The 24615-nt window shown below is 67.1% G+C and carries 24 protein-coding genes, 2 tRNA genes and 1 other RNA gene; 10 read left to right on the top strand and 17 right to left on the bottom strand.

Features of this window, described 5'->3' with window-relative positions; genetic code table 11:
• A complete protein-coding gene (locus ABQZ09_RS00595) occupies positions 1 to 1842 on the bottom strand; it encodes a glycosyltransferase family 39 protein (RefSeq protein ID WP_349775834.1) in 1842 nt (613 codons plus the stop codon).
• Positions 1843 to 1879: 37 nt separating this feature from the next.
• Between ABQZ09_RS00595 and ABQZ09_RS00590 the strand changes: the two genes are divergently transcribed.
• Genes ABQZ09_RS00590 through ABQZ09_RS00575 form a run of 4 tightly spaced genes read left to right on the top strand, consistent with a single transcriptional unit; the run spans position 1880 to position 6270 of the window.
• Entirely contained in the window at positions 1880 to 2833 is a 954-nt protein-coding gene (locus tag ABQZ09_RS00590) for an AAA family ATPase (RefSeq protein WP_039404058.1), read from the top strand.
• Between the two features lie 5 nt (positions 2834 to 2838).
• Complete coding sequence (locus ABQZ09_RS00585; protein ID WP_039404056.1) at positions 2839 to 3795, top strand: DUF58 domain-containing protein; 957 nt, start codon at positions 2839 to 2841, stop codon at positions 3793 to 3795.
• Entirely contained in the window at positions 3788 to 5740 is a 1953-nt protein-coding gene (locus ABQZ09_RS00580) for a transglutaminase TgpA family protein (RefSeq protein ID WP_349775833.1), read from the top strand. Before ABQZ09_RS00585 ends, ABQZ09_RS00580 begins: the two co-directional genes overlap by 8 nt.
• Entirely contained in the window at positions 5737 to 6270 is a 534-nt protein-coding gene (locus ABQZ09_RS00575) for a Slp family lipoprotein (RefSeq protein ID WP_039404052.1), read from the top strand. Before ABQZ09_RS00580 ends, ABQZ09_RS00575 begins: the two co-directional genes overlap by 4 nt.
• A gap of 299 nt (positions 6271 to 6569) precedes the next feature.
• Here the strand turns inward: ABQZ09_RS00575 and ABQZ09_RS00570 are convergent, their stop codons facing one another.
• From ABQZ09_RS00570 to dnaX, 4 genes are all read right to left on the bottom strand, one after another.
• On the bottom strand, positions 6570 to 6920 hold the full coding sequence (locus ABQZ09_RS00570) for a histidine triad nucleotide-binding protein (RefSeq protein WP_039404049.1): 351 nt from the start codon (positions 6918 to 6920) through the stop codon (positions 6570 to 6572).
• 93 nt (positions 6921 to 7013) lie between these two features.
• The gene (gene recR / locus ABQZ09_RS00565) at positions 7014 to 7607 is read right to left on the bottom strand and encodes a recombination mediator RecR (protein ID WP_039564564.1); all 594 of its coding nucleotides are present in this window, start codon (positions 7605 to 7607) and stop codon (positions 7014 to 7016) included.
• 100 nt (positions 7608 to 7707) lie between these two features.
• Complete coding sequence (locus tag ABQZ09_RS00560) at positions 7708 to 8028, bottom strand: YbaB/EbfC family nucleoid-associated protein (protein ID WP_005913896.1); 321 nt, start codon at positions 8026 to 8028, stop codon at positions 7708 to 7710.
• A gap of 6 nt (positions 8029 to 8034) precedes the next feature.
• Positions 8035 to 10035 carry a DNA polymerase III subunit gamma/tau gene (gene dnaX, locus ABQZ09_RS00555; RefSeq protein ID WP_349775832.1) on the bottom strand — a complete coding sequence of 667 codons (2001 nt, stop codon included), beginning with the start codon at positions 10033 to 10035 and terminating at the stop codon, positions 8035 to 8037.
• 135 nt (positions 10036 to 10170) lie between these two features.
• Between dnaX and ABQZ09_RS00550 the strand changes: the two genes are divergently transcribed.
• Positions 10171 to 10263: transfer RNA gene (locus ABQZ09_RS00550), tRNA-Ser, on the top strand.
• A 74-nt stretch (positions 10264 to 10337) separates the two neighbouring features.
• Positions 10338 to 10434, top strand: an RNA gene (gene ffs / locus ABQZ09_RS00545) — signal recognition particle sRNA small type.
• 536 nt (positions 10435 to 10970) lie between these two features.
• On the opposite strand, the gene ABQZ09_RS00540 is transcribed toward ffs, so the two are convergent.
• The 6 genes from ABQZ09_RS00540 to ABQZ09_RS00515 all read right to left on the bottom strand — a co-directional run bounded on the left by ABQZ09_RS00540 (position 10971) and on the right by ABQZ09_RS00515 (position 15068).
• A complete protein-coding gene (locus ABQZ09_RS00540; protein ID WP_104581094.1) occupies positions 10971 to 11411 on the bottom strand; it encodes a molybdenum cofactor biosynthesis protein MoaE in 441 nt (146 codons plus the stop codon).
• Complete coding sequence (gene moaD / locus ABQZ09_RS00535) at positions 11408 to 11653, bottom strand: molybdopterin converting factor subunit 1 (protein ID WP_039404028.1); 246 nt, start codon at positions 11651 to 11653, stop codon at positions 11408 to 11410. Before moaD ends, ABQZ09_RS00540 begins: the two co-directional genes overlap by 4 nt.
• A complete protein-coding gene (gene moaC / locus ABQZ09_RS00530; protein ID WP_184552613.1) occupies positions 11650 to 12147 on the bottom strand; it encodes a cyclic pyranopterin monophosphate synthase MoaC in 498 nt (165 codons plus the stop codon). The genes moaD and moaC overlap by 4 nt, the downstream gene beginning before the upstream one ends.
• Before the next feature lie 388 nt (positions 12148 to 12535).
• Entirely contained in the window at positions 12536 to 13570 is a 1035-nt protein-coding gene (moaA, locus tag ABQZ09_RS00525) for a GTP 3',8-cyclase MoaA (protein WP_039404024.1), read from the bottom strand.
• Positions 13570 to 14319 (bottom strand): MBL fold metallo-hydrolase, encoded by a 750-nt coding sequence (locus tag ABQZ09_RS00520; protein WP_349775831.1) that lies wholly within the window; start codon positions 14317 to 14319, stop codon positions 13570 to 13572. Before ABQZ09_RS00520 ends, moaA begins: the two co-directional genes overlap by 1 nt.
• Positions 14319 to 15068: a 3-deoxy-D-manno-octulosonic acid kinase gene (locus ABQZ09_RS00515; RefSeq protein WP_047695414.1), complete on the bottom strand. Its 750-nt coding sequence runs from the start codon at positions 15066 to 15068 to the stop codon at positions 14319 to 14321. Before ABQZ09_RS00515 ends, ABQZ09_RS00520 begins: the two co-directional genes overlap by 1 nt.
• 20 nt (positions 15069 to 15088) lie before the next feature.
• Here ABQZ09_RS00515 and ABQZ09_RS00510 point away from each other — a divergent pair, with 20 nt between their 5' ends.
• Positions 15089 to 16138: a glycosyltransferase family 9 protein gene (locus ABQZ09_RS00510; RefSeq protein ID WP_349775830.1), complete on the top strand. Its 1050-nt coding sequence runs from the start codon at positions 15089 to 15091 to the stop codon at positions 16136 to 16138.
• A 177-nt stretch (positions 16139 to 16315) separates the two neighbouring features.
• Here the strand turns inward: ABQZ09_RS00510 and ABQZ09_RS00505 are convergent, their stop codons facing one another.
• Together ABQZ09_RS00505 and ABQZ09_RS00500 are read right to left on the bottom strand one after the other, a co-directional pair.
• The gene (locus ABQZ09_RS00505) at positions 16316 to 16720 is read right to left on the bottom strand and encodes a DUF6165 family protein (protein WP_039404016.1); all 405 of its coding nucleotides are present in this window, start codon (positions 16718 to 16720) and stop codon (positions 16316 to 16318) included.
• Positions 16721 to 16977: 257 nt separating this feature from the next.
• A tRNA-Ser gene (locus tag ABQZ09_RS00500) sits at positions 16978 to 17068 on the bottom strand.
• Positions 17069 to 17263: 195 nt separating this feature from the next.
• Here ABQZ09_RS00500 and ABQZ09_RS00495 point away from each other — a divergent pair.
• Positions 17264 to 17968 (top strand): PP2C family protein-serine/threonine phosphatase, encoded by a 705-nt coding sequence (locus ABQZ09_RS00495; protein ID WP_039404013.1) that lies wholly within the window; start codon positions 17264 to 17266, stop codon positions 17966 to 17968.
• 131 nt (positions 17969 to 18099) lie between these two features.
• On the opposite strand, the gene dnaQ is transcribed toward ABQZ09_RS00495, so the two are convergent.
• The 3 genes from dnaQ to ABQZ09_RS00480 are packed head-to-tail and all read right to left on the bottom strand — an operon-like array spanning position 18100 to position 19982.
• A complete protein-coding gene (gene dnaQ, locus ABQZ09_RS00490) occupies positions 18100 to 18834 on the bottom strand; it encodes a DNA polymerase III subunit epsilon (protein WP_039404011.1) in 735 nt (244 codons plus the stop codon).
• Positions 18835 to 18842: 8 nt separating this feature from the next.
• The gene (gene rnhA / locus ABQZ09_RS00485) at positions 18843 to 19295 is read right to left on the bottom strand and encodes a ribonuclease HI (RefSeq protein ID WP_047695411.1); all 453 of its coding nucleotides are present in this window, start codon (positions 19293 to 19295) and stop codon (positions 18843 to 18845) included.
• A gap of 30 nt (positions 19296 to 19325) precedes the next feature.
• Positions 19326 to 19982: a hypothetical protein gene (locus ABQZ09_RS00480; protein ID WP_184552618.1), complete on the bottom strand. Its 657-nt coding sequence runs from the start codon at positions 19980 to 19982 to the stop codon at positions 19326 to 19328.
• Positions 19983 to 19994: 12 nt separating this feature from the next.
• On the opposite strand from ABQZ09_RS00480, the gene gloB reads away from it, so the two are divergent.
• Positions 19995 to 20762, top strand: a complete 768-nt coding sequence (gene gloB, locus ABQZ09_RS00475) for a hydroxyacylglutathione hydrolase (RefSeq protein WP_349775829.1) — start codon at positions 19995 to 19997, stop codon at positions 20760 to 20762.
• The gene (locus ABQZ09_RS00470) at positions 20759 to 21934 is read left to right on the top strand and encodes a lytic transglycosylase domain-containing protein (protein WP_166744013.1); all 1176 of its coding nucleotides are present in this window, start codon (positions 20759 to 20761) and stop codon (positions 21932 to 21934) included. The genes gloB and ABQZ09_RS00470 overlap by 4 nt, the downstream gene beginning before the upstream one ends.
• 433 nt (positions 21935 to 22367) lie before the next feature.
• Here ABQZ09_RS00470 and ABQZ09_RS00465 read toward each other — a convergent pair whose 3' ends face one another.
• Entirely contained in the window at positions 22368 to 24338 is a 1971-nt protein-coding gene (locus ABQZ09_RS00465) for a peptidyl-prolyl cis-trans isomerase (protein WP_184552621.1), read from the bottom strand.
• Positions 24339 to 24615 lie beyond the last annotated feature (277 nt).

Below are 24615 nucleotides of genomic sequence, written 5' to 3'. Positions count from 1 at the left end.
CTAGGGTGCGGGAACGGTGACGGGCTGCTCCCACCAGTCCTCGACGCTGCCGTCGCGGCCGTGCAGGCGCAGTCCCAACCAATGCGTGCCTGGCGGCAGCGCGTGCGTGTCGAGCGTGGCGGAGAAGCCGACGTTCGGGTGCTGCGGGTCGGTGGAAATCTTCCAGTACGGGCGCACGTCCAGCGCGCTGCCGTAATCGGCCTGCGCAACCGGGCGACCGTTCAGCAGCAGCTCCACGGCCGCCAGGCCGACGCCGTCCTTGAATGCCCAACCGCGCACCTGAACCTGGCCGGACACCGCCGCGTCCGGCAGCGGCGCGTCGATCCAGGCCATCGCCGGGGTGACGCACGCCCCGGGTGCGTGCTGCGCCGGCAATGCAAGCAGCAGGAAGCGCTGATAGCCGTGATCGGTGGAGACGACGGTGGGCGATGGCAATGGCCCGACCATCTTGCAGATGTCGTGGTAGCGCACGAGCAGATCGCGGTAACGCTGATCGCTGGGCGACAGCACCAGCAATCGCGGCCCATCCCGCGTGCCATCGCTGAGCAACCCCCACTGCAGCAACTGCGCACTGCGCCCGTGCTTGTCGTTCAAGTCGGCGCGCAGCACCTCGATATTGGCGTCGTGCAACTGGAAACCGAGCTCGGCGCCGACCTTGAAGTTTTCTGCCAGCACGCGCGTGCCCGGCGGCATCTGCGCCAGCTGACGTTTGACCGCGCGCGCCAGATCGTTCCAGCCGGCAAAGTTGCGCGGGTAGTATTTTTCGCCAGCCGCGTGCGCGCGGATCGACGGCACCGAGACGGCCAGGTAATAGCCATACGCACCAAGCGTGCCGAGCAGCGCGATCAGCCACGCCGCACGGCGCAGCGGGTGCGGCCAGCGCATCAGGATCACCGGCACCGCCACCAGCAGCGCCAGATACCCCGGCAGTGGCCAATGGAAGCTGATCCGCTCGACATCGCTGAAGAACCCGAGCACGAAGATCGCCACGGTCGAAATGCCGCCCAGCAAACCGAAGTAACGCCACTGCGCACGCGAACCGCCACCGGTCCGCGTGCCGGCCAGGCCCACCTTGACCATTGCCCAGGCCAGCAACGGCGTCACCAGTGCCGCCTGGATCAGCAGAAACCACAGCCCGGTGATCTGAAAGCGCCACGGGTGCCGGTCGACCAACTGGAAGCGCAGGCCGGCCTCGTCATGGTCGGTGTTCCAGAACAGCAGCGGCAGCCAGCTCATCGCGCCCACCGTCAGCGCCATCCAGATGCGCGGGTCGCGCATCACCGTGCGCCCTTGCGGAATGCACAGCAGCGCGATGCAGCCCACCCCGATCACGCCGGCAAAGCGGTAGTGGCTGAGCGCGCCGATCACCAGACCGATGGCGAGCTCCAGCGCACTGGTGGCATCGACCTCGCGCAGCAAGCGCGCGCCAGCGTCCATGCACAGCACCGCTGCCAGGGCCATCGGCACGTCCGGCACCGCCAGGATGCCCAGCGTGGCCGACAGCGGCATCAGCAGGGTCAGGCTGCCGGCCTGCCAGCCCAGGGTGGAGCCGAACCAGCGCGTGGCGATGTGCGCGATCAACCAGGGAATCAGCGCGGCGATGGCCAGGAACGGCAGCCGCAAGGCCAGCAGATGATGCCCGCCCAGCTCCACGCCCAGCCGCGCCAGCCAGGCGGTCAGGCCCGGCAGATCCGAGTAGGCTGCGGCCAGATGCTGACCTTCCTGCCAGTAAAACGCCTCGTCCACGAATAGCGGCAAGCGTGCGGCGATCAATAGCTTGACGGCCGTCGCCAGTGTCCACAGGATCACGAAGGTGCGATGTGCGCGTTGGTCCCCCTGCATTGCCCTGTGCACTCTTCTTCTCACCTACGGAATTGTGATGTCGACACCGCTGCGTTCCACGGAAATGCTAACCGATGCGCTGCGTCAATCGCTGCGGCGCGCGCAAGACCAGGTCAATTCGCTGCTGCTGGGCAAGGCGCAGGAAGTGCGGCTGGCGTTCGTGGCGCTGCTGTCCGGCGGCCATCTGCTGATCGAGGATCTGCCCGGCCTGGGCAAGACCACCCTGGCCCACGCGATGGCGTCCAGCCTGGGGCTGGGCTTCCAGCGCGTGCAGTTCACCTCCGACCTGCTGCCGGCCGATGTGCTGGGCGTGTCGGTCTACGACGCGGCCTCGCGCCAGTTCCAGTTCCATCCCGGCCCGGTGTTCACCAACGTGCTGCTGGCCGATGAGATCAATCGCGCTCCGCCGCGCACGCAAAGCTCGCTGCTCGAAGCCATGGCCGAGCAGCAGGTGACACTGGACGGCGTGACGCATGCGTTGCCGGAGCCGTTCTTCGTGATCGCCACGCAGAACCCGGTCGATCTGTCCGGCACGTTCCCGCTACCCGATTCGCAACTGGACCGCTTCCTGCTGCGGCTGAGTCTGGGCTACCCCAGCGCCGATGCCGAGCGCGCGCTGCTGTCGGGCACCGACCGACGCGAGCTGATCGCCCAAGCCGCCCCGCAACTCAGCGACGCCGACGTGGTGGCGCTGCGCGCAGTGGTCGGCCAGGTCCACACCAGCGATGCCTTGATCGGTTATGTGCAGGCCTTGCTGCTGCGCAGCCGTCAGCACGCCGGGGTGCGCGTGGGGCTGTCGCCACGCGCCGGCATCGCGCTGTTGCGTGCCGCCAAGGCCTACGCGCTGCTGCTGGGGCGCGAACATGTGCTACCGGAAGACGTGCAGGCGCTGTTTGTCGCCGTGGCCGGGCACCGGCTGGTGCCGGAGGCCGAATCCTCGTCCGGGCCGGCGCTGGCCAAGGCGCTGCTGCACAGTGTGCCGGTGGACTGACCCAGGTGCGTGCGCCACTGCGCGGCATCGGCCGCCGGCTCAGCCTGCTGGCGCGTCCGCGGGGAGCCGAAGCCTTGCCGATCGTGCTGGACCGGCGGCGCATCTATGTGCTGCCCACCCGCTTCGGACTGTTCGTCACCGCACTGTTGCTGGCGATGCTGCTGGGCGCGCTGAACTACAACAACAACCCCGCGCTGCTGCTGGCGCTGCTGTTGGCCACCGCCGGGGTCGCCAGCAGCATCATGGCGCACCTGCAGTTGTCGGCGCTGCGGATCGAGGCGGTGTCGGCCGAGCCGGTGGTGGCCGGCGAGCCGCTGCGCATGCGGGTGTCGCTGGCACGCCGCGACACCCGCGCGCGCCGCGGCGTGCGCCTGGATCATCTGGACAGCAGCGGCTTCTGTTCGCTGGTCGACCACGACATGGCCGAGGTCGACTTGCTGGTGCCCACCGCACGCCGCGGCTGGCAGGACATCGAACGCATCCGCCTGTCCAGTACCCAACCACTGGGGCTGGTACGGGCATGGTCGTGGGCGTGGCCGGAAACGCCGCTGCTGGCCTACCCCAGACCCGAAGAACAGGGGCCGTCATTGCCCGAGGGCGCCGGGTCGCCCAACCAGACCCGGCTGCACGCGCAAGGCGAGGAACTGCATCAGCTGCGCCCGTACCGCACAGGCGATGCGCCACGCACGATTTCCTGGAAGCACTCGGCGCGGCGCGACACCTTGCTGGTGCGCGAGTACGAGCAACCGCTCGGTATCGAAGTGACGCTGGACTGGCGCAGCCTCCACGCGCTGCCCTACGAGCGCCGCATCGCGCGGCTGGCGCGCTGGGTCAACCTGGCCGAGCGCGACGGGCGACGCTACCGGCTGCTGCTGCCGGGCCAACCCCCGCTGGGCCCTGCACAGGGGCCTTCGCACCATCACCTCTGCCTGCGCGCGCTGGCGCTGCTGCCCCATGACTGAGCCCGCCCTTCCCATTTCCCAGGCCGGCCGTGGCTGGGTGCTGGCCACCAGCTGGCTGGCGCTCACGCCGTTGCTGCTGCAGCTGCCCGGGTTGCTGGCCTCCACCATCGCCATCGCCGCACTGCTGGTGGGCGTGATGAGCTGGCGCGGCACCCTGATGGCACCGGTGCGCGTCCTGCTGGTGATCGCGATGCTGGCGGCGGTGTACTGGCAAATTGGCATGCGTTTCGGGCGCGACACCGGCTGCGCGGTGCTGGCGGCGATGCTGGCGATCAAGGCCTCCGAACTGCGCACCCTGCGCGATGCGCGCAGCCTGCTGGGCTTTGCATTGTTTGCGCCGTTTGCGGCCTTCCTGCTCGACCAGGGCCCGACGACGATGGGCCTGGCGCTGCTGGCGGTGGTCAGCGCCCTGCTCAGCATGCAGCGGCTGGCCGACGAAGAGCACCGCACCGGCACGCCCGGCCTGCGCCTGCAGCTACGCAGCATCGGCAAACTGGTCGCCATCGGCGTGCCGCTGGCGCTGGTCACCTTCTGGCTGCTGCCGCGCCTGAGTTCGCCGTTGTGGGGCGTGTCCGAGCGCGCACTGTCGCGGCCCGGCCTGTCGGACAACATGTCCCCGGGCGAATGGATCGACCTGATGGCCGACGACAGCCCGGCCTTGCGCGTGCAGTTCACCGGCAATGCGCCACCGCCGCAGCAACGCTACTGGCGCGGACCGGTGATGTGGGACTTCGATGGCCGTACCTGGCAGCGCGCGCGCTGGACCGGCCGCGGCCAGCCCGCCTCGGTCACCGCAGGCCCGCAAACCTATCGTTACCGACTGGACTACGAGCCCACCGATCGTCGCCAGCTGGTGTCGCTGGACCTGCCGACTCGGGGCGTTGCCAACGCCGAGCTCTCACCCGATTACGAACTGTTCGCGCAGCGCCCGTTGAGCGCCTTGACGCGCTGGGAGCTGCAATCGGCACCGCCCACCCGTTTCGATACCGACCTGCCCGACCAGCTACGCAAGCGCGCGCTCGCGCTGCCTCCAGGCTTCAATCCGCGCACGCTCACCCTGGCCCGGCAATGGCGCGCGGAGGCCGGCAGCAACGACGATGCGGTGGTGCAGCGCGCGCTGGGCTGGATCACCCGCGAATTCGCCTACACGCTGGATACGCCGCTGCTCGGCCGCAACAGCGTGGATGTATTCCTGTTCCAGCAAAAGGCCGGTTTCTGCGAACACTTCAGTTCTTCATTCGTGGTGCTGATGCGTGCGGCCGGCATCCCGGCGCGCGTGGTCACCGGCTATGCCGGCGGCACCTACAACGGGCTGGGCAACTACTGGGTGGTGCGGCGCATGGATGCCCATGCCTGGACCGAGGTGTGGCTGGCCGGCCGCGGCTGGGTGCGCGTGGACCCGACTGCCGCGGTGGCGCCGGAACGCATCTACGACACGCTGGAAGATCGCCTGCAGACCGATGGCGGCGCCGGCCTGGCCCAGCTCGGCACCTGGGCCGGCCTGAGCCAGGTCGGCGACTGGCTGCGGCGCGGCTGGAACGACCTGGTGCTGTCGTTCAATGCCGACCGCCAGCAGCGCCTGCTGCAGCCGTTCGGCATCGACCGCCTGGAGCCCACGCAACTGGCTGCCATCTTCGGCGTGTTTGCCGTCAGTGCCCTGGCCTGGATGGGCTGGCTGCTGGCTCGCGGCGAGCGCGAACGCGACCCGCTACTGCGCGCCTGGCATCGGCTGAGTCGCCGCTACGGCAAGCTGGGCCTGGCCCGCGAACCCCACGAACCGGCCATTGACTGGGCGCAACGCGTCGCCCGTTCGCACCCGGACACGGCACTGTTGGCGCTCAGCCAACGTTTCGCTGCCGCGCGATACGCTGGCGCTGATTCCGACAGCGCCACTCTCCTGAAAGACCTGCTGCAGCATCGCCCGCGAACCGGAGCTTCCTCATGAGTACCCGTTTTCTGTTCCCCATTGTCGCTGTGCTCGGGCTCGCAGCCTGCGCGACCGCGCCCAAGCCGCTGCAGGGCCAGTTCCCCACGGTCAGCCCGAGCGATTCCACTGCCAGCGCGCAGCTGGGCACCTCGGTGCGCTGGGGCGGCAAGATCATTCAGACCAAACCCGCCCAGGGCCAGACCTGCTTCGAGCTGATCTCGCGTCCGCTCAACGCCAGTGGCCGTCCGGACCGCAATGCGGTGGATGCCAGCGATGGCCGCTTCCTGGCATGCCGCTCGGGCTTCTATGATCCGGCCGTGTTCGAGCCGGGCCGCGAGGTCACCTTCATCGGCAAGATCGAAGGCTATGAAACCACCAAGATCGGCGAGTACGACTACAAGCTGCCCAAGGTGGCTGCCGATGTGGTGTATCTGTGGCCGGAAGTGCGCGACGTCGACGTGATTCCGGCCTACCCGTACGGCCCCTGGGGCGACCCGTGGGGTCCGCGCTGGGGCGGCGGCTGGGGTTGGGGCCGCGGTTGGTGGTAATCCACCGCTGAGTCAGCCGCGATGCAAAACGCCGCTCTTGAAGGAGCGGCGTTTTTGTTGGTGCGGATCAAGCCGCCTGCGGCGCGTCTCGGCAGGATCGTTATTTCGCCATTTCGCCGGCCCCGGCGCTACGCGGGCGCAACAAGGCCGGAATCGCGGCTGCGCGGCTACACGGCTGCCATGAGCGCCTATTGGTGTGCATCGGCTCGTGACCGCAGTAGCAACGACAGGCCATGCTCAAGCCCGGCCTGCCGTTGCCGCTCGACCATCTGTTCGGCCACATCGGTGGCGACGTCCCGTCAGGGGGTGCCGAAGCGGCCCAGCGGTGCACCGGCCAGCAGGTGCAGATGGATATGGAAGACCGTCTGGCCGGCATGCTCGCGGCAGTTCATCACGATGCGGTAGCCGTCCTGCGCCAGTCCCTGCGCGCGCGCGTAGGCCGCCGCCGCAATGGCCAGCTTGCCGACCAGCAGCGCCTGCTCCGGCGGCACATCGTCCAGGGTGGGAATGGCGTGCTGCTTGGGAATGAAGAGCACATGCACCGGCGCCTGCGGTGCGATGTCCTCAAAGCCCAGCACCTCGTCGTCTTCATAAACGATGGTGGCCGGAATTTCGCGACGAATGATTTTGCCGAAGATGGTGTCGGTCATAGACGGGATTCGGGATTCGGGATTGGCCAAAGCTTACCGCGCGCGCCGACCGGCTTTTGCGAATCCCCAATCCCGACTCCCCAATCCCCGTCCTCAAAGCACCTCACTGCGGGTGCCGAAGGCGTGCGACAGGGTGCCGCGGTCGACGTATTCCAGCTCGCCGCCCAGCGGCATGCCCTGGGCGAGCCGACTTGGCCGTACCGCATGCTGACGCGCCAGCTGCGCCAGGTAATGGGCGGTTGCCTCGCCCTCCACGGTGGCATTGGTGGCGATGATCATTTCGGTCACTTCACCGCCGGCCAGGCGCTCGCCGAGGCGGTCCAGCCCCAGCTCGCGCGGGCCGATGCCATCAAGCGGCGACAGGCGCCCCTGCAGGATGAAATACAGGCCGCGGTAGCCGGTGGCATGCTCGATCGCCAGGCGATCGGCCGGCGACTCGACCACGCACAGCTGCTGTCGGTCACGGCTGCTGCTGGCGCAGATGGTGCAGACTTCCGATTCGGTGAAATCGCGGCATTGCACGCAATGCCCGACCTTTTCCACCGCATTTCCCAGCGCCGCGGCCAGGCGCCGCCCGCCCTCGCGCTCGCGCTCGAGCACGTGGTAGGCCATGCGCTGCGCCGATTTCTGGCCCACACCGGGCAATACCCGGAAGGCCTCGATCAGTTGTTCGAGCAGAGTGGACATTGGGCGGCCGGGATTCGGGAGTTGAGATTCGGGATTGGCAAACGCAGAAGCGAGCCTCGCTTCTAGCGAATCCCCAATCCCGACTCCCGAATCCCCTCGATCAGAACGGCAACTTCATGCCGGGCGGCAGCTGCATGCCGGCGGTGGCCGAGCCCATGCGGTCCTTGGATTCGGCGTCGATCTTGTTGGAGGCGTCGTTGAACGCAGCGGCGATCAGGTCTTCGGCCATTTCCTGGTCGGACAGGATGCTCGGGTCGATGCGCACCTTGCGGCACTCCTTGGCGCCGGTCAGCGTCACGCTGACCATGCCGCCGCCGGCGGTGCCGGTGACTTCCAGCTTGGCCAGTTCTTCCTGGGCGCGCTGCAGGTTTTCCTGCATCTTCTGCGCCTGCTGCATCAATTGGGCAATGTTTCCACGCATGGGGCGTTACTCGTCGTAAGGGCGGATGGAATCGGGGACGACCCGCGCGCCCTGCTGCTGAATCAGCTGCTGCACATTGGGGTCGTTCATGAAGGTGATTTCGGCTGCGCTCTGGCGCTCGCCTTTCTGGCGGTTGGCCCGCTCGTGCAAGGTCTCGACATCGGCGTTGCCGGTTTCGATCACGATGCGCGGAGTGTCGCCCAGCACCGGCGCCAATGCCTGAGCCAGGTTGGCGATGGAGCGCTCTGAGTTGAGGTATTCGAAGCCCGGCGCCAGCGCCAGCCGCAGCACGCCATCGCGATGCCCGATAAACGCAGCGTTGGCGGCAAGCTGTCGCGACGGGCCATTCAAGCCGCTGCGCGTGACCAGCTCCAGCCACTGTTCGGCATCGGCGATGCGGCCATCGTCGATCGGCGCCGCCGCATCGGTGGATGGCGCCGGGGATGCTGCTGCAACGTGCGACGGCGGCGTCGCCGCCATCGTTTCGATGGCCGCTGCAGGATCTGCAGCGTCCAAGGGAGGCGCCATGGCCGCTTCTGGCGTGGCCATGACCGAGGGCGACGCGATCGACGGGGCAGTGGCCGCCCCGGATGCGGCAGCCGAGATCTCCCTCACTGCGGCAGGCGTCCTCACTGGTGCGTCGTCCACCGCCCAGGGTGGGGTGTCGTCAGTGCGCGCAGGCGCAGCGCCCGCGGGAACCGCCGAAGCAGCCAGCGAGACCACCGGCGCTGCCACGACCGCTGCTGGCGCAGCAGCGGCAACTGCCACGTTTGGCGCAGCCACTGCTTCCATCGCCGCTGCCGGCATCGCTGCAGGAGCTGCGGCCGCGGCAGCAGGCGCAGCGGCCTGCACGCCTGCGCCCGCCACGCGTGTGCCACTGCCGGCACTGGCCCCACGGCCGTCGTCGCTGCTACCGGCAGGCACCGCCGCCGCGGGCCGGAAGGCCAGCATGCGCAGCACCGCCATTTCGAACCCGGCGCGCGGGCTCGGCGCCAGATACAGATCGCGGCGCCCATTGAGCGCCATCTGGTACCACAGCTGCACCACTTCCGGGCGCAGCTGCGCGGCAAACGGGGTCGGGTCGATCCCATCGCCCACAAAGGCCACCGATGGCACCAGCTGCTGCACCTGCACCCGGTGCAGCGCCTCGGCCAGGGCTTCCAGCACGCCGCTCCAATCGGGCGAAAATTCAGCCAGCGCGGCCACCACCTGCAGCAGGCGCGCGCCATCGCCATCGGCCAGCGATTGCAGCATCGCCCCAACCTGGGTGCGATCGACCGTGCCCAGCATGGTGCGCACCACGTCCTCACGCAGCGCGCCGCCGGCGTAGGCGATCGCCTGATCCAGCAGCGACAAACCATCGCGCAGCGAGCCATCGGCCGCCTTGGACAGCTGCACGATCGCCGACGGATCCGATTCGATCTCTTCGGCCGCCAGGATCCGCGTCATCTGCCCCTGGATCTGATCCTCGTCCAGCCGCTTGAGGTTGAACTGCAGGCAGCGCGACAGCACGGTCACCGGCAGCTTTTGCGGGTCGGTGGTGGCCAGCAGGAACTTCACATGCTCCGGCGGCTCTTCCAGCGTCTTCAGCAACGCATTGAACGCCGCCTTGGAGAGCATGTGCACTTCGTCGATCAGATAGACCTTGAACTTGCCGCGCGAGGGCATGTACTGGGCATTCTCGATCACCTCGCGCACGTCATCCACGCCGGTGTTGGATGCGGCGTCGATTTCCAGCAGGTCGATATAGCGGCCGGCATCGATGTCCAGGCAGGCCGGGCACGTCCCGCACGGGTCGGCGCTGGTGCCTGTCTCGCAGTTCAGCGACTTGGCGAAGATGCGCGCGATGGTGGTCTTGCCCACGCCGCGCGTGCCGGTGAACAGAAACGCGTGGTGCACGCGCCCACTGTCGAGCGCGTTACTGAGCGCGCGGACCACGTGTTCCTGGCCCACGAGTTCGGCAAAACGCTTCGGGCGCCACTTGCGGGCGAGAACGAGATAAGACATCGGGCAACCAGCTTGTTCTGAGCCGATATTGTGCCACGGCCCGTCTCATCGACTGCGCCTGCAAGATTCAGCTTGTGGTATGGGCCGGCGACCGCTAGAATTTGCGGCCCTGTAAGGCCCCGGTCGTGCAGGTACGGAGAGGTGTCCGAGTGGTTGAAGGAGCACGCCTGGAAAGTGTGTAAGCGTCTAAACCGCGCTTCGGGGGTTCGAATCCCCCTCTCTCCGCCAGTTTCATGATGTGCGCGATGACACCGTCGCAGCAGATCCCGGGCCACGCCAGTGGCCCACGTCTTATGGTGGCCCCGTCGGTCCCTCGCGACGCTAGATCGAAAATCCCGCCAGGGCCGGAAGGCAGCAACGGTATCGATTGATGCGGGCGCCGAGGTCAACCGGCGGGGACACCACCCCAACCTCCAGCACGCGCCGGGCCGGCCAGTCGCCGCCACAGCGGTACACTTGCCTGCATCACGCGGCAACCACGCTCTGCAGTTCCATTGGCGTTCTGTAGGAACATCAGTGCGCTGTTGTTGGCGATGTTGCCGTGCAGGCCGTCGGTGTCGTGCTTCGCACCGCATGCAAACCCCTCGTCCGTCCCTGATGGCGGTCTTGGCGACAGCCGAGCGCCCGCACCAGGAAACTGCGCGCCAAAGGCGCCTACGACGCGGATTGATGCAACGCGCTGCGACGCCCGGCTGGGCGTGAATCGCTCATTGCGCTCGAGCAGATAAGCGGCCGGGACACCACCGGAGCTTCAACGCGTACCCGCTCCTGACCAACTGCAGTTGCACTAATGAGTGCCGCGTTGCGGACCGAGCTGGCGTGCGCAGGGCCGGGCACTGCACAAGCGCATTGACGCGCGCGACAGATGCCTGAAGCCGCTGGCCATCGTCAACGTGAGACTTGCAGTGCTCGGCACGCCACTGCGCTGCCTTCACCTACGCCTCCGGATGCAGCCAGCCCGCATCCCCTTCCAGGTAGTGCTCGTGCTTCCAGATCGGCACGCGCGCCTTGACCTCGTCGATGATGTAACGGCAGGCGTCGAACGCGGCGCCGCGATGCGCCGCACTCACACCGACCCACACCGCCATCTCGCCGATACGCAGCTCGCCCACACGATGCACGCACTGCGCCTGCACGATGGCGAAGCGGCTGACCGCCTCATCGAGCACGCGCTGGCCTTCGGCCTGGGCGAGTGCGGCATAGGCTTCGTAGCGCAAGCCGGCAACGCCGCGGCCTTCATTGTGGTCGCGCACCCAGCCCTCGAAACTGGCGAAGGCGCCGGCGTGCGGATGCTCCATCCCTGCACGCAAGTGATCGACCGGCAACGCAATGTCGGACAGCGCAAACACGGCAGTTGTCTGCTCGCTCACGTTCAACCTCCCGACACTGGCGGAATGAACACCACTTCGCTGCCGTCGCGCACCGCATCCTCCCAGCGCGCAAACGCTCCATCGACGGCGACGCGCAACTGCGCCGGCGTCCAGCGCAGGCCGTGCCGTGCATCGAGCTCGGCATACAGGCCCCGCAGGTCCTGGGCGCTGGACTGCACGCGCTCGTCGGCCATCCCTGCCGCCTCGCGCAGGCTGGCGAAATACAACACCGTCACCGTGGCGGTCATCGCACCGCTCCGATGTCGCGCTTGCCGCCACGCTTGGAGACCAACCTGGTCGGCCCGATGGTCATGGCGTGTGACAGCGCCTTGCACATGTCATACACCGTCAATGCCGCAACGCTGGCGCCGGTCAGGGCCTCCATCTCCACGCCGGTGCGATGCACGCAACGGACCGTGCACTGGATGTCCAGCACCTGCTCTCCAGCCCAATCGATCTCGAAACGGCAGGCATCGATCGGCAGCGGATGGCAGAACGGGATCAGCTCATGCGTACGCTTGACCGCCATCGTGCCGGCGATCACTGCCGTCTCGACGATGCCACCTTTGGCACTGCGCAGGCCGCTGGCACGCAACTGGGCTGCGACCGCAACGGGAAAACGCACCCGGCTGACGGCCGTGGCGCTGCGTGCGGTGACCGCTTTGTCCGAGACATCCACCATCGTGGGGAGCCCGGCATCATCCAGGTGGGTCAGGCGCGCGGAACGTGATTTGGGAGGCATGGAGAACTACACGGTGATAGGCGGGCAGGATGCGGCATTCTCGGTGAACGAGGCGCCTTGATGGAACAGCAGCTGCCAGCAGTGTGCATCCTTGCGCCAGCGCGACGCGCGGCAGCACGCAATCCGGCAGTCACCCGGCGGTCGACCGATGATCCAGCGGCGCAGGATTGCAAGAACACAACGCTTCGAACACCGTCGACCCGGTCATCGATAGCGAGATCCGCACTTAGCGCAGCGATCGCTGCACATCGTCCGCTGCGACCGCAGGACGCCCGGACGCAGTGACGTCCAGTCCGTGCCGCGCAATGCGCCAACGCCCGCGCACAGCGCATCAGCAAATCGCGCAGGCACGCGTGCGGCGCGCATAGCGCCAGAAGCATGCCCGCACTCACCCGCCGATCAGAAACATCTCCACCGGTTTACCCCGCCGCGGCGCCGCCACCGCACGCACCTCGCTGTAGCGGTCGCCACGCAGGCTCCAGCGCTGACGCAGGTGTTCCGCCAACCCGTACTCGCCGTCGGACAAGGCTGGCTTCAGATCATGGCCCTGGCTGGCAAACAGACAGGTATACAGATGGCCGTCGGCCGAAACGCGCGCGCGCTGGCAGTCGCCACAGAACGGCACGCTGACCGAACTGACGAACCCCACTTCGCCGGCGCCATCTGCAAATGCGTGGCGCTGCGCGACTTCGCCGGTGTAATTGGCGTCCAGCGGCATCAGCGGCCAGCGTGCATGGATGCGCTCGTGCAGTTGCGCAGAGCTCACCACCGCCTCCGGTGACCAGCCGTTGCAGCTCCCCACGTCCATGAATTCAATGAAGCGCAGCACGTGACCGGTACCGCGGAAGTGCTCCACCAGCGGCAGCACCTGATCCTCGTTGACGCCACGCTGCACCACGCAATTGATCTTCAACCGCGTGAAGCCGGCCTGCTCGGCAGCCGCAATCCCGGCCAGCACCTGGGCGATATCGCCGCGGTCGCCGCTCATGCGTCTGAACAATGCCGGCTCCAACGCATCCATGCTGACCGTGATGCGGCGCAGCCCGGCCTGGCGCAGCGCCACAGCCTGGCGCGCGAGCAGGACGCCATTGGTGGTCAATGCCAGATCCTCGATGCCGTCGATCGCCGTCAGACGCGCGATCAGGGCCGGCAGGTCACGCCGCAGCAGTGGCTCGCCACCGGTCAGGCGGACCTTGGTCACGCCCACCGAAACAAAGGCCCGCACCAGGGTTTCCAGTTGCTCGAAGCTCAGGCGCTGCTGCGCATCGAACCCGTAGTCGTCCGGCACGCGATCGGCCGGCATGCAATAGCCACAGCGGAAGTTGCAGGCCTCGATCACCGACAGGCGCAGGTCGCGCAACGGGCGGCCGTAGCGGTCCTGCATGGGCGCACCGGCCAGGGTGGGCAGAGTCAGGGCGCCCATCAGCGCACCGTGGCAGCGGTCGAGTCCGCCAGTGCCAGATGCTGCCCAGGCACGGCAACACGATGGCCGCGCGCGCGCAGCACATCGGCATCGGCGTCGCTGGCGTAGTGGTACAGCAGCATGCGGCTCAACAGGTCCTGCGGGTATTCCCGCTCCAAATCGTCCACACCAGTATGCGACGGGTTGCCGTGAACACCGCAGTCATGCGCGATGAGCTCGTTGTCGTCGGCATAACGCTTCAGCATTTCCGGGATCGGCCGGGTGTCGCCGGTCCATACCAGCGCGCCCTTCAGACGCAGCCCGTAAGCGGTCTCGGGCCAGTGGTGGCGTACCGGGAACACTTCCAGCCGCACCCCGTCGTGCCAGAAGGCATCGCCGACCGGCACCAATTGGAATGCGTCCCAGAAGTTCGCCCCGCCTTCTGCCAGCACGTTCGGGTAATCGGCAATGCGCCGCTGCAGCAGCGGCACCACCGGCGCGGGCACATACAAGCGCGTGCGCCCACGCCGCTCGGAGAAATAGCTGTCGACGAACATCCGCTCCAGCCCGCCGACATGATCCAGGTGCACATGGGTGATGAAGATCGCCTGCGGCAGCTGGCCGTAATGGGCCTGATAGGCAGTCAGCCCCTCGCTGCCGCAATCGATGGTCAACCACGGCGCACCGTCGCGCTCGATGGTGGCCATCGGCGAACCGAGCGCCACCGCCGACGCATTGCCGACCCCCTGCACCCGCAACGCCCAATGCATCAGTAGCCCCGGCCCCAGGCCAGCTCATACGCGCGATGCAGCCGCTGGTAATCCTTGTCGACCTCTTCGCGGCTACGGTTGCCGCGCAGCTTCAGCAGCGAACGGTGCAGCCGCTTGAGGTTACGCTCGCGCCAGCGGGTGGCCGGAATGCGTAGCACACCGCGGTCGAAATCGATCAACCAGCCATGTCCGCCGGCATCGAACAGGATGTTGTGCGCGTTGAGATCGGCGTGATCCAGCCCGGCGCGATGAAACCGCGCAATCAGTTGGCCGGTGGCCTCCCACGGTGCGCCACGTCCGGCCACCTGCGCGTGGTCGGCCAGCGAGCGCACATCTTCAAGCCGCTCCATCAACAAGGCCGCGCGGTAGCCCAGGCCTTCGCGCAGATAGCAGGCCGCCAGCGGACGCGGCACCGGCAACTTGCGCTTGATCAGTTCGCGCATCAGCCGGAACTCGGCAAAGCTGCGCGTGCGTCCGGCACCTTTCCACAGATACCGGTCATGGCTCACCCGCGCCGCCATGCCGCCACGCAGGTACTGGCGCAGCACGCTGCGGCCGAATGGCGCATCCACAAACCAGGCCCCGCCGCGCCCGCCCTCACCGACCGGCCGCGCCCTGTCGCCCCAGCGTTGCGGCGAAAACAGCCCGGCATCGGCTTGCCGCAGCCGTTCGCGGTCGAACAGAATGGCGCCATACCCGCGGCCCTCGCGGTACGGCGTCAGCGCTTCGGTGGCGTCGAAAGAAACCATCTATCGAGTCTAACAACACCATGGCTGTAACGCCTGCATCGCTGTGTCTGCTGCGCTTGTCCGCCCTTGGCGATGTCACCCATGTGGTGCCGCTGGTGCGCACGCTGCAAGCGGGTTTCCCGCAGACGCAGCTGCACTGGATCATCGACCAGGCGGGCCTCAAGCTGCTCGACGGCCTGCCCGGCGTGCAGTTCCATGCCTACGACAAACGCAGCGGCGTGGCCGGCATGCGCGCATTACGCCGGTCGCTGGCGCCGCTGGGGCGCTTCGACGCCTTGTTGCAAATGCAGGTGGCCTTTCGCGCCAACGTGTTGTCGGCGTTCGTGCCGGCGCGCCGGCGTATCGGTTACGACCGCAGCCGCTCCAAGGATCTGCACGGGCTGTTCGTCAACGAGCGCATCCCCGACCGCCCGGGCATCCACGTACTCGATGCCATCGGCAGCTTCGCCGAGCCGCTGGGCCTGCGCCAGACGCAGGTTCGCTGGGACCTGCCGGTGCCCGCCGAGGCGCACGCCTGGGCACGCGCGCAGTGGGAGGACGACGGCCGCCCGGTGCTGATGATTTCGCCCTGCTCCAGCCATGTGCGTCGTAACTGGTATCCGGAGCGCCACGCGGCGCTGGCCGATCACGCGGCGGCGCAAGGTTGGCGCATCGTGCTGTGCGGCGGCCGCAGCGCACTGGAACGCAGCACGGCCGACGCCATCGTCGCCGCCACGCGCGCGCCGGTACTGGACCTGGTCGGCAAGGACACGCTCAAGCAGCTCCCCGCGCTGCTTGCCCGCGCAGACCTGGTGGTCACCCCCGATTCCGGGCCGATGCACATCGCCAACGCGATGGGCACCAAGGTGCTTGGCCTGCACGCGGCCAGCAACCCCAGACGCAGCGGGCCTTACTCGGATGTGCGCTATTGCGTGGACCGCTACGACGCGGCCGCGCGCAAACACCTGGGCAAACCGGCCGAGCAGCTCAGCTGGGGCACCAAGATCGAGTTCGACGAGGTGATGTCGCTGATTACCGTCGACGACGCGATTGCCGCATTCGAACGCTATCGCGCCGATCATCCGCGCTGAGCATTGGCCGCTGCAGGCACGCGCGAACCGGCGTGTTGCGCGGTGCGCAAACGCGACGCAGCGACCTCATCGTCCCGCGAGGCAATGGGCAACGCCCTGATCGCCAGCCGCCGGGACACGCACCGCCGGCCCTGCGGCCCCACTGACGTACGCCAGCACGATCACCCGATCACTGCCTCAGGCGCCGGTCGCGCGGTAATCCTGATAGGACTTCTCTTCCACATACGACGAGCCCAGCGCCAGATTGATCTGCTTCTTGATCCGCGCACGCTCGTCGTTTTCGATGTACACGCTGCGTGCCAGCTGCACGAAGCCGTCGTCGAAGGTCTGCGCCTGTTCCTTGAGCCGGATGTCGTCCTCGATCACCCACAGCCGCTCGTTGACGGCTTTGAGCTCGGCGCGCAGACGCACGATGTCGTGGCCGGCGGCCGGATGCGCCATCCAGCTGTTTTCCAGCGCGGACAACTCGTTGCGCACATTCGCCAGCTTGGCCGCATCGCTCATGCGCTCGGACTTGATCTGCAGGATCGCGATCTTGTCGAGCAGCTCACCAAAGGACACGGGCACCAGGATCTCGGACATGACAGGCCTCCAACGGGGATCGAGCGGATTGTAGTCATCGCAGCCACAGCCGGCTGCGACGCATAAACAAAAGCCCCCTTGCGGGGGCTGATGCGAATCTGGCGGAGAGGGGGGGATTCACTCGGCACTACGTGCCTTCGCCCTGCGGGCGGCTTCGCCGTGCAGACAGCTGCGCTGTCTGTCGAACCCGGGGCTTCTCACCCCCCAATGCCGCCGGCGAAACTCACGCGGCACTGGCACAACTGCTCGCCCTAATCTGGCGGAGAGGGGGGGATTCGAACCCCCGAGGCGCTATAAACGCCTGCCTGATTTCGAGTCAGGTACATTCAACCGCTCTGCCACCTCTCCAGATGGTCCCCAGTGTCCTGGGGCCGTGCATCATACGGGCACACGCGCCGGGCCACAAGCGGCCTGGGCCAGCGTTGGCGTCACCGCCTGCCGGCCCGGCGTGAACCGGCGCTGCGGCACCGGCAATGGCTCGGTTGCTGCTGGCCGTCCCGGCCGCGATGATGGTGGCGCATCTTCTCCCTGGCGACCGGCCCCATGCTCGAATTCGGACACCTCACCCACGTCGGCCTGCGCCGTGACCTCAACGAGGACACCTATTACGGCGACAGCGAGCTGGGGCTGTGGCTGGTGGCCGACGGCATGGGCGGTCACGCCTGCGGCGAGGTGGCCAGTGCCCTGGCGCGCGAGACCATCGTGCGCGAAGTCCGCGCCGGCACCCCGCTCGCCCAGGCCGTACGCATCGCCGACGAAGAAATCATCAAGACCTCGCGCCGCTGCAACGACACGTTGCCGATGGGCACCACCGTGGTCGCCGCACGTGTGCTGGGCCAGCGCTTCGAAGTGGCCTGGGTCGGCGACAGCCGCGCGTATCTGTGGCGCGACGGCCGGCTGGCACAGTTGAGCCAGGACCACAGTTATGTGCAGGAACTCATCGCCCAGGGCACGTTGACCAGCGAGCAGGCGCGCGCGCATCCGCATCGCAATGTGGTGACCCAGGCGCTGGGCGTCACCGACCCGGCGCACCTCAACGTTGCCACCATGCAGGGCGAACTCAAATCCGGCATGCAGCTACTGCTGTGCAGCGACGGCCTGACCGAGGAAGTGGACGATGCCGCCATCGCCGCAACCCTGTCGCAGGCCGACTGCAGCGCGCAGGAGTGCGTGGAATGCCTGGTGGCCGCGGCACTGGATGGCGGCGGCTCGGACAACATCACCGCCATCCTGGTGCGCAGCTACTGAGCAAGGCTGCGCGCCGTCGGCCTCGGACGTCGGCGCGGATCGCCTAACACAGCGCCGTGCTGCACCCGGCACAGGCCCGTCATGGCGTATGCCACGAGCGCGTGACGGCAGACGCCCCCGGCGCAGCCGTCCTAGCCTGCCGCAGCAACCTCCTCAACCGGCGCATCCCACAGTGCACGACCGGCTTTCTTGCGCAACTGCGCCAGCCGCGCCTCGTGCGCCTGCGTTTCCGACGCGGTGACCACGACCCGCGGCCGCGGTAACAACAAGGCCGGGTCGAAAGTGATCATGCCGCTGCCGTCCTCGGAGCGTTGGCCGGCATCGTCGCTGGCAAAGCCGATCTCTTCCTGCCCGGAGGTCAGCGCGATGTAGACATCGGCCAGGATCTGCGCATCGAGTAGGGCGCCGTGCAGCTGGCGATGCGAGTTGTCCACGCCCAGGCGCTTGCACAAGGCATCCAGTGAGTTGCGCTGCCCCGGGTAACGCTCGCGCGCCATCATCAAGGTATCGGTCACGCTGGCGCGATCGGTGATGCGGCCATAGCCGCTACCCAGCAGCGAGAGCTCGTTATCCAGAAAGCCCAGGTCGAATGCGGCGTTGTGGATGATCAGCTCCGCACCGTCGATGTAGGCAAGAAATTCCTCCACCACATCGCTGAAGAGCGGCTTGTCGGCCAGGAATTCCAGGGTCAGCCCGGTCACTTCCTGTGCCCCGGGCTCGAAGTCGCAATCCGGCTTCAGATAGCGATGGAAATTGTTCCCGCTGGGCCGTCGCTCCAGCAGCTCCACCGCACCGATTTCGACGACGCGGTTGCCCTTGCGCCATTCCAGGCCGGTGGTTTCTGTATCGAGAATGATCTGACGCATGAATCCTCTTACGCAGTTGCAGCGCCACCGCGCTGGGCGATGGCCTGGTTGCGGGCGAGCACGTCGACGCGCTCGTTGTCCGGGTCGCCATTGTGCCCCTTCACCCAGCGCCAATCGATGCGATGGCGCTGGGTTGCCGCGTGCAGCCGCTCCCACAACTCGCGGTTCTTGACCGGATCGCCGCCGGCAGTTTTCCATCCGCGACGCACCCAGCCGGACATCCATTCGGTAATGCCCTGGCGCACGTATTGCGAATCGGTATGCAGCACGATCTGGCATGGCTCGGTCAATGTTTCCAGGGCCATGATCGCCGCCATCAGCTCCATCCGATTGTTGGTGGACACCGCTTCGCCGCCGGCCAGTTCCTTTTCGCGGCCGTTGTAACGCAGCAGCGCTGCCCAGCCACCCGGCCCGGGGTTGCCGAGGCAGGAGCCGTCGGTATGCACTTCAATTGATTTCATCAGGTTCCAAGAGTTGCAATGAGGCAAAGGTCAGATCGTGGCCACCGGTTGCGGCCAACGCGACGGCAGCGCAATCGGTGTGGGCGCGATCGGTGCCGAGGCGCGCTTTTCCACTTCAAGTAAATACACCGCGCGCCACGGAGCGCGGCCAGGATCGGAGGAGCCGCGCCCGACACGCCAGACCGGCCCCAGGTAGCGCTCTGTTTCCACGCAATGCAGGCCGGCGCGCTGCGCCAGCAGCCGCCAGCGATCCGGCCGCAAGGCCACCGGGCCGCGACGCGCCCAATGAAACCGGTAGGGGCTCAGCGGGTTGAGCGTAAACAGCCACAGCCGGCCACCCGGCATCAACAGCCGCTCGCACTCGCTCAGGAAATCCGCCGCACCGCCGACCACGGCATGTTGCACCACGATGGCCTGCAGGCTTTCGGTTGGCAGCGGGAACGGCATGGTGCAGCGGGCATCGCCGGCGAACCGCCCCGCACTGCGGAACAGGCGCAGCCCGCGTCCATCCAGCGACTCGCGTGGTGGCAGATCCTTGGTCGGCGTCAGCCACAACCACGGCTGGGAGGGACGCGCCTGCAGCGCCTCCAGTGCCAGGCGACGCTCGGACTGGAGCAGGCCGCGCCCCGCCCCCGTATCAAACCAGGATGAGACACCAGCTTGACGGGAGAATGGCGGGGCAGGCATGGTCCCAATTCTATGCGACTGATCGCCCTGCCCGCATTCGATGACAATTACATCTGGGCGCTGGTCGCCGCGGATGGCCGCGCCCTCATTGTCGATCCCGGCCAGGCCGAGCCGGTCATCGCTGCCGCACAGCACGATGGCGTGGTCCCCACGGCCATCCTGTTGACCCACCATCACGCCGATCATGTCGGCGGCGTGGCCACGCTTCAGCAGCGCTGGCCGGACCTGGAGGTGTTCGGGCCTGACGACGAGCGCATTCCCGGCGACGCGCATTCGGTGGGTCAGGGCGAGCGCCTGACGCTGTTGGGGACGGCATTCGAGGTGCTGGAGGTTCCCGGCCACACCCGCACCCATATCGCGTTCGTGACGGACACCCATCTGTTCAGCGGCGATACCCTGTTCAGCCTAGGCTGTGGACGGATGTTCGAAGGTACCGCTCCCCAGATGTTCGACTCGTTGCAGCGCCTGGCCTCCCTGCCTGGCGATACGCTTGTGTGTTGTGGCCACGAATACACCCTGGCCAACGCGGCCTTTGCGCTGCACGTCGATCCCACCAACGCTGCCTTGCAGCGCCGTCAACAGGAAGCCCAGGCCATGCGTCATGCAGCCCGTCCTACCCTGCCGATTTCGCTCAAGAGTGAACTGGCCACCAATCCGTTCTTACGTACCAACCGCCCCGAGATCCGCGCCGCAGTCACAACGCGCGCGACTGCAGCGGTATCCTCCGAAGTAGACGTATTCGCCGAACTTCGGCGCTGGAAAGACGAATTTCGCGCATGAGGCGGTTGGTGTTGGCAGTGCTGGCCGCGTTTGCGGCCACTGCACCGGCAGCGGCCTCGTCCAACGACGCAGCCCGCCTGAAACCCGCAGACGGCCCCACCGCATCGCCCACCGCCCCCAGCATGCGTAACGGGCGGGAGATCTTTTCGGCATTTCTGGACGGCCGCGCCGATCCCGGCTGCGACAGCGAACACAGCGACACGCGCTGGGAGCAGCACTTCTCACGCGCCCCGGCCCGCCTGGCCGACGATGCGCAGGATGTCCTGCCGCTGTTCGGTTATGTCGTCGATGAATTGCGCGCCGCAGACATGCCGACGGAATTCGCGCTGATTCCCTTCGTCGAGAGCGGCTATCGCCCCGGTGCACGTAACGGCAGCGGCCCTGCGGGCCTGTGGCAGTTTGTCGCCACCACTGCACGTAACCACCATGTACCGGTGGGCGCGCAATACGATGGCCGACTGTCGGCGGTGGATTCCACCACTGCGGCGGTGCGCTATCTCAAGACCTTGTACGGCATGTTCGGTGGCGACTGGCGACTGGCGCTGATGGCGTACAACGCCGGCGAGTACCGCGTGCTGCAGGCAATGCGCAGCGCCGGGGTGAATGCCCAGAATGCCAGCCCGTCGCAACTGCCCGGCATGTCCAAGGTCACCTACGACTACGTCGAAAAATTGCATGCACTGGCCTGTGTCCTGGACCACGCGCAGCAACAGGGCACGTTGCTGACCTCGCTGGACCGCCAGGTGCCCGTACTGACCGAGCACGCACTCCCCGCCGGCACCAGCCTCAACACCTGGGCCGGGCAGCGTGCCATCGAGCCGCAACTGCTGGCCCGCCTGAACCCTGCCGTGGCAGGTGCGCGCGCGGCCCCCAGGGGCGTCCATGTCCTGGCTCCGGCAGCGCCCGCGCAGCCCGGATCCAGCGGTGCCGTCGTCGCCTCGACGACTCCGATGATGGCCACGGATAACGGCGCCGCTGCCACCACCAGTGCTGCGATAGCCAAGGCGTCCAGTGCGCCCGCCCGGACCCACACGGTTCGCAACGGCGAATCTGCCTGGGCCATTGCCCGCCGCTACGGCATCACCGTGGCCACATTGCTTGCCAGCAATGGCCTGGACAAGCGCGCGGTACTGAAGCCGGGCATGGTGCTGTCGTTCAACGACGCACCCTGAGGGCGCACCAGTCGGCGCCCCCACTGTTCCGGTGCCGGGTGCCGAAGTCCCCAACCGCCATAGCCATCACGCTCGTGCAGGAGCGACCCTGGCCGCGAGGGGGGCGTTACCGGGAACGGCCCCTCGCGGCCACGGCCGCTACCACCACAACACTACGCGCAGTGAGTAACGACCCGGTCGGCCGCTCGTGCCCGGCAATCCTGCACTGGATAGCTTGCAACGCCGCCCGAGCGCGGGCCATGCGCGCCATTGCCACCGAACTGCCTTGCCTGGAAACGTCTTTCCCAATCCAGGCAGCAAGTCCTGCATGCGCCAAACGCTGGCACAGGCGAACACACCACCGCACCTTCGGACTGTTCGGGCGGCACAGTGACAGGCAAAGAAAAAGCCCGGTTACCCGGGCTCGTTTCTGACACCATCCGACAGCGCGACCTTACAGCTGCGCTTCTTCGATCTGGATCTTGTACCGCTTGCGCATTTCTTTGACATAGGCCTGCGCGGCATTGTTGCCATCGATCTGGCTCAGCTGCTCGCGCAGCATCGTCTGCTGTTCTGCCGGCATCTGCTTGAGGTCGCCCGGCGTCGCCTTGCTGATGACGAAGACCGCGAAACGACCGCCATCGAGCTCCACCTTTCCTGCCGATGGCTTGCCTGCAGTCGGACGCGGGGCACTGAAGATTGCGCGGTTTGCAGCCGGCGTCGGAATCGGCGCGGTACGCGGCAACCCCGGAATCGGCTGCACCTGCAGCTTCTCGCTTGCAGCCAGTGCCTGCAGGGTCTCGCCCTTCTGCACGCGCGCCAGCAGCGCATCGGCCGCAGCAGCCGCCGCCTTTTCAGTGCGATCGGCGTGGACCGCGGCAATCACCTTGTCGCGCACCTTGTCCAACGGCAACGCCTGTTCGGCGGTGTGATTGGTCACACGCAGCACCACGCTGTGGTTGGGCGCGATGGTGATCGGGTCGCTCACCGTCCCGTCCTGCACCAGCGTTTCGGAAAACGCCGAACGCAGCACCGCCGGGTTGGCGGCAATGCCGCTGGCCGTGGTCCGCGAGAACGGGCCCAGCATCTGCACCGGCAGGCCGACCTGCTTGGCCGCAGGCTCCAGCGCGGTGGGGTTCTTGTAGACCTGATCCACCAACTTGCCGCTCACGTCCGCAAATGCCTTGTCGGCGTCTGCCTTGAGCTGCTCGGCGGCCAGCTGGTCACGAACCTGCTCGAACGACTTGCCCTGGCCGCCCTTGACCTCACGCAACTGGATCACGTGATAACCGAACTCGCTCTTGACCGGCCCGACCACGTCGCCCGCCTTCATCGAAAACAGTGCGTCTTCGAATGGCTTGACCATGGTGCCCTTCTCGACCCAACCCAGGTCGCCACCGGCAGCCTTGGAACCGGGGTCCTGCGAGTTGGCCTTGGCCAGTGCCGCAAAATCGGCGCCTGGCTGCTTGGCTTCCGCTGCAAGCTTTGCCGCCTTCGCCTCGGCCGCCTTTTGCGCGGCAGCATCGCTGCCGGCACTGATCAGGATATGCGACGCCAGACGCTGATCCGGCTCGACGAAGCGCGCCTTCTCTTCCTCATAGCGCTTGCGCAACGTCGCCTCGTCGGCTGCCGTGGCAGGCGGCATCGTGGCCGCATTGAGCTCCACATATTCGATGGTCACCGTCTCGGGCTGACGGAAGTCCTGCGCATGCGTGTCGTACCACTGCTTGATCTGCGCATCGCTGACGGGTGCGGTATCGGCCGCCGGCGCCGGCAGCATTGCCAACTCCACATCGCGCGTCTCGCCCATCAGCTTGAGCAGGCGCTCGAACTCGGCCTTGGTTGCAAACCCCGATTCGGCCACGGCCTGCGGGATCACCGACTGCTGCAGGCTGTCGCGTACCAGCGCGTCGAACTGCGCAGGCGTGCGCGGCGGCGTGCCCTGTGCCAGCGCGGCGCGATACTGGTCGGGGCTGAACTTGCCGTCGACCTGGAACGCCTGGATGTTGGTGATGTAGTCGCGCACCGTCGCATCGCCGATCACGATGCCGGCATCTTCCGCGCCCAGACGCACCACTTGTTCGTCGACCAGCTGATCGAGTACCTGCAGCTTGTTCTCGCGGGATTCGAATGTGCGCGGGTCGAAATTCTCGCCCTGGCGCTGACGTTCCTGCATGCGCGCCTGCTCGAAGCGTGCACGGAAATCCTGCGTACTGATCTCGTGGTGCTGCCACAGCAGCGAGACCGGCCACCATGACGGTGCCGATTTCCACCACGTCGGTGGCGCCTGTACCTTGGCCACGTTGTTGGCGCCAATGCCGCCCAGGTAGCTGTTGTCGATGACGAACAGGAACGGAATCATCAGCAACCCCAGGATGGCGGTAGCGATCCAGCCTGACGTCTTGTCGCGAAGTTTCTGCAGCATTGGCAAATCACGGCCTGTGGGCGAGCCGCGCAGTGTAACCCGCTTGACGCCAAGCACCCAGCCCGACGCCCGCCACCACAGCGCGGCGATGCATAAAACCGGATCCCGGCGCAGAGGCCGCGGCGCCCTGGACGTGGTGGAGAGAAGGGTAGACATGGCACCCACTCCGCCATGCCCAGGCCATCTGTCTGCAGCGCTGCAACCGCCAAACCCACCGCGAGCCAGACACCATAAAAAAAAACCCCCGGCACAAGGCCGAGGGCTCGGGTACAACTGG

The organism is Xanthomonas sp. WHRI 6106, from assembly GCF_040202405.1.
Classification (GTDB): Bacteria; Pseudomonadota; Gammaproteobacteria; order Xanthomonadales; family Xanthomonadaceae; genus Xanthomonas; species Xanthomonas cannabis.
Note: the sequence above shows the minus strand (reverse complement) of the source record. Positions and strands in the feature narration are given on the sequence as shown.